The sequence below is a fragment of the Salinispora goodfellowii genome (genome assembly GCF_059570675.1).
Window position 1 is genome coordinate 1 of sequence record NZ_JCANTD010000076.1, and the last position, 4,054, is coordinate 4,054.

Below are 4,054 nucleotides of genomic sequence, written 5' to 3' on the forward strand. Positions count from 1 at the left end.
CGGCGGGTCACGGTGGCGGCCTGGTGGCGGCTACCGCGCCTCCGGCGGGGGCGCTCCGGCTCCGAGATGGCCGGGGCTTCGTGGGCGGGTTGCGGGCTCGTGGGTGGTTGCGCAGGGCCATCCCGCCAGCCGACGACCCGGGCGAGCCGAGCAGACCACCACCCGACCCGCCAGCGTCCGACCGTGCGTCAAGGCCGTCTTGACGTGGCGGGCCGGGCGGAGGCCCGCTCCCCAGGAGGGCGGGTCGACGGCAGACGGGATGGAACGCCGATGCGGTGGCATCGCCGGCTTCAGCTCCCCGCTGATAAGCGGTTCTGTAAGGCATACAAGAAGAACAGCTTGTTCGTTTGCGCTTTCTCTAACCCTTGATCTCGCAGGGATTTCGCCTTTAGGAACGGGAAAGCCGCTGCGGCAGCTGCTGGCAGCAGTGTACTTAAGCCAATCGCTATCCCGCCAGTAGCTAACGTCAATGCTCCTGCTCCGGAAGCAATGGTCGCCGGATCCGATGTCAGGGCATCGACTAGTTTCCTCGGGTACCTTGCCGCCGCTACTTCCCTTCTGATTTCTTCCATTGCAGGCGCGATATCCCGATGCCACCGAAGGTCAACTTCAGCCGCTACCTCGTGGCTCGATGTCATCTGTGCAATTTCCTGCGACAAAGTGACGATTTCGCTGCGGAAGTGCGGCAGATATTCCTTTAAGTCTTCACGTAGGTCCAAGATCTCGATCATTTGGAGGTCATCAAGGCCTGGAATTCGAGACACAACTGCATTTCCTAGAAATGCAGGCGTTGGGGCATTCTCGCAGCTCACGTTCAGCGGTGGTGTCGCAATGCTCGGGTCTATGAGCGCAAGCCTTTGCGGGTCTTCCAGCCTTTCCAGCATCCCCGCAAAGCTTTTTTCCAGGAGCTTCCCTCTTTCTGTGAAGATGTGATTGTGTGGGGGGAAGTCTTCGGCCCACGCTTGCACTGTCAGTATCTGTCGGTCGATGGCAGGGAGTAAATCGGGAGCAATCAACATATTGTGTCTATTGACCCACAGTCGCTGGAACGCTTCGATCATCGCGGAGGTTTGATTGCGATGTCGTTCGAGGAAAGGGATGACGATAGTCGAGAATGTGTGACTGAATTCTTCATTGTTATCCCGTTGCCTCATGGCCTCTCTGATGGTACTTGCTTCCTCCGATTTTGCTAGATCATCTGCGGTTAGGTCAAGAGTCTCTAGGGTTACCGGATCGCGTTCTATTGACAGCCTTAGGAACGCGTAGATCTGGCGCATTGGCATATTGAGAATAGGCCAACTCTCCATGCCGATGAATTGATGTACCGTGGATCTAGAGCTAACTAAATTTACATGGTCAGCGAACAGTACCGCCGGCTTTACCAGCCGGGTGTCATAGTCCGGTGACTTCCTTAGCCAGGGAGATCTGAAGTCGAAGCCGTCGTTGGACACTAGCTTGATAGGATCAGAGATAACCTCGATCTCGAAGGTTGGCAAGCCGACTCTCCTAGCGTTCATCCGGACGGTCAGAGTCAGAGTATGGGCCGCCGGCAAGGGGTGCTGGCCGAGTGCGGCGACCCCTCATCGTGACCGCTGCCCAGCAAGCCGGCCAACAGATGGAAGTAGGGAATCTTTACGCCGCCTGGCTTGCTTAGCCCCAGCGCTGGGTGACTAGCCGGGTGACGATCGGGTAGACGCCAGCGGACGAGCAGGGACATTGATGGACGGTCTCAGCAGGTCAACACCGATGGAGCGGCAGGTCGACGCCCCGTGTTGGTTGCCTGGGGGTCAAGGAGTCGCCGGGGCACACATGGGGCACAAGACAGCGTCAAACGTCGGCAACCAGCCGTCAACGACGTGAGTCCAGGAGCGAGCGTAAGCAGCACGTCGACCGGGCCGTCCCAGGTCGCGGGCGAGACGGTCTAAGTTCCGCTTCAACTCTTCGGCTTCCACCAAGCAGCGAGGAGCCCCACGACAGCGAGCAGGAATAGGCAACTACATCCTGAGCAGGCGAGTAGGCCGAGGCCACTGAAGGCTCCGTAATCCACGGGCTGACCCTAGACGAGTAGTTCCGAAGTCCTTCAGTGGTCGTAGGCGATCAGTGACCGGGTGACAGGGGCACCGGTCTTGTTGTTATGCCAGATCGCGGCGGCCATCGCGAGGAGGCGTTGGCCGACTCGGACGGCCACGCCGGCGGAGGTCCGTCCGCCGTGTTGCTCGAGGTCAAGCTGACCTTTGAGGGTGTCGTTGACCGACTCGATGAGCTGGCGGACCTTCTTGAGTATCGCCTCGCCGTGGCGGGCCTTCTCCCGTTTGCGTGACGGGCGTAGCAGCTCGATGCCTTGTTCGGCCAGTTGCTTCTCGAACGGCTGGGAGGCGAAGCCCTTGTCCGAGATCAGCAGGATCCCGTCATGCTCGGCAACCACGCTTGCCTCGACCCGCAGCATCGAGGTGAGGACTTCCCGTTCGCCGATCTTCGGGTTGGCCAGGGCCCACAGGATCGGCATTCCGGTCGGGGTGCACACCAGGTACAGCCGTAGTCCCCAGAAGAACCGGGAGTGGGAGGCGCAGTAGCCGTAGCTGGCCCAGCCGGCCAGGTCCGAGCGTTGGACCGTGGGGCGGGACATGCCGCACGGGATGGGGGTGGAGTCGACGATCCAGTGGTTGTCGAACCAGAAGTCACTGTCGCGGGCCAACTCCCGGATGGTCTTCTTGATCAACGGCAGTGCGGCGCGTAGCCGCTTGTTGTAGCCGGGTCGCTGCGGCAGGTACGGGAACATACCGGCCAGGTGGATACGGGCGTAGCGGATCCAGTGCGCCTCTGACCGGGCGCCGAGCAGGACCTGTGCCACGGCCAGGCAGACCAGTTCGGAGTCGGTCAATAGTGGTGGCCGGCCCCGCCACCGGGGCATGCGGATGGTGTCGTCGATCTTCACGTACAGTGCGGTCAAGAGGGTGTCCAGGTCCTGCGTCACAACACGATCATGGACGCCCTCTCTTCATGCCCAGACATCGACCCCTGACATCGGAACTACTCGTCTAGATTGAAAGCAGGCAGACGGGGTACGTGCCCGAACCGTGCCCGAACCGGCGGTCAACACCGGCCAGCAGCGAGACAATGGACGGCAGCCACATGGACCGCTAGGCGCTCCCCGACCGCGCAATGGCTGGTCAGCACGTCGACCAATCCGTCCATCTGAGCGAGGCCAGGCACCTTCCAAGCTGACGGTGCAGGCCATCGGGCAAGCTTGAGTGGTGGATGTGGAGACGGTACGTGTCGAGGGCTACCACGAGGTTCTGGCGCTTCATCGGATGCTCATGGAGTGCAAGTCCGACGACCTCGGAAGTGTCTACGCTGGCAGCCCGTTCATCGCCGCCATCCAACACCGTTTGGCCGATGCTCTTGAAGCCGCCAACCCGGGCCAGGGGTGGCATGACTGGCGGAACGCCGACGGTCATCCTCACCGGGTCCAGGCCGTTCGTGCCCACCTGACCGGAGCGGGAAGGTGGTGGCATGACGCCAACGGGGAGCAGCGCGCGGCCTACGTGCGAGACATCCTCGCGCCGTTGCGGCCCTCGCCGGAGTTGCTTGCTGAGCTGACCACGATTTCGTCCGATCGTCGGCTGGGTGACTAATCGAGTGACGACCGGTGCGGACTCCAGTGAGCCTTTCCGAGTAACGGTGTAAGTGCTCTAGGTAGTCGTCTTGGCGAGCGGTGCGTACACGCCCAAACCCGTTGTGGTGCAACGAAAAGACGCAGAACCCCGGTATGAAGTGGTCTTCTCACAGATCAACTTCAGTAGGGGTCCTGCGTCGCTATGAGTGTCACATACACCGCCGCGCTGTCCGTGCGCGAGGAGACCGTGTTGTTCCTGTCCGGGCTGCTGGACACCGAACGTAGGCGCCGGGGAACCCGCGCCGACACTCGGGTGCTGGGCTGCTTCGAGCAGGCGATCCTCGTGATCCGCTGGTTCCTCGACGGTGCCCGGGTCAAGCAGTTGGCCGCTGACAACAAGGTCAGCCTGTCGACCGGCTACGCCTACCTGCACGAGGG

3 protein-coding genes and 1 pseudogene are annotated in these 4,054 nt (G+C 61.5%); 2 read left to right on the plus strand and 2 right to left on the minus strand.

Annotated features, from left to right (window positions below; all coding sequences use genetic code 11):
* Positions 1 to 290: 290 nt before the first annotated feature.
* Together T398_RS26595 and T398_RS26600 are read right to left on the minus strand one after the other, a co-directional pair.
* Positions 291 to 1,496: a hypothetical protein gene (locus T398_RS26595; protein WP_496450551.1), complete on the minus strand. Its 1,206-nt coding sequence runs from the start codon at positions 1,494 to 1,496 to the stop codon at positions 291 to 293.
* Between the two features lie 584 nt (positions 1,497 to 2,080).
* The gene (locus T398_RS26600) at positions 2,081 to 2,974 is read right to left on the minus strand and encodes an IS982 family transposase (RefSeq protein WP_496450552.1); all 894 of its coding nucleotides are present in this window, start codon (positions 2,972 to 2,974) and stop codon (positions 2,081 to 2,083) included.
* Positions 2,975 to 3,254: 280 nt separating this feature from the next.
* Between T398_RS26600 and T398_RS26605 the strand changes: the two genes are divergently transcribed.
* On the plus strand, positions 3,255 to 3,635 hold the full coding sequence (locus T398_RS26605) for a hypothetical protein (RefSeq protein WP_011905827.1): 381 nt from the start codon (positions 3,255 to 3,257) through the stop codon (positions 3,633 to 3,635).
* A gap of 183 nt (positions 3,636 to 3,818) precedes the next feature.
* Positions 3,819 to 4,054, plus strand: a pseudogene (locus T398_RS26610) (IS5/IS1182 family transposase); the annotation flags it as partial.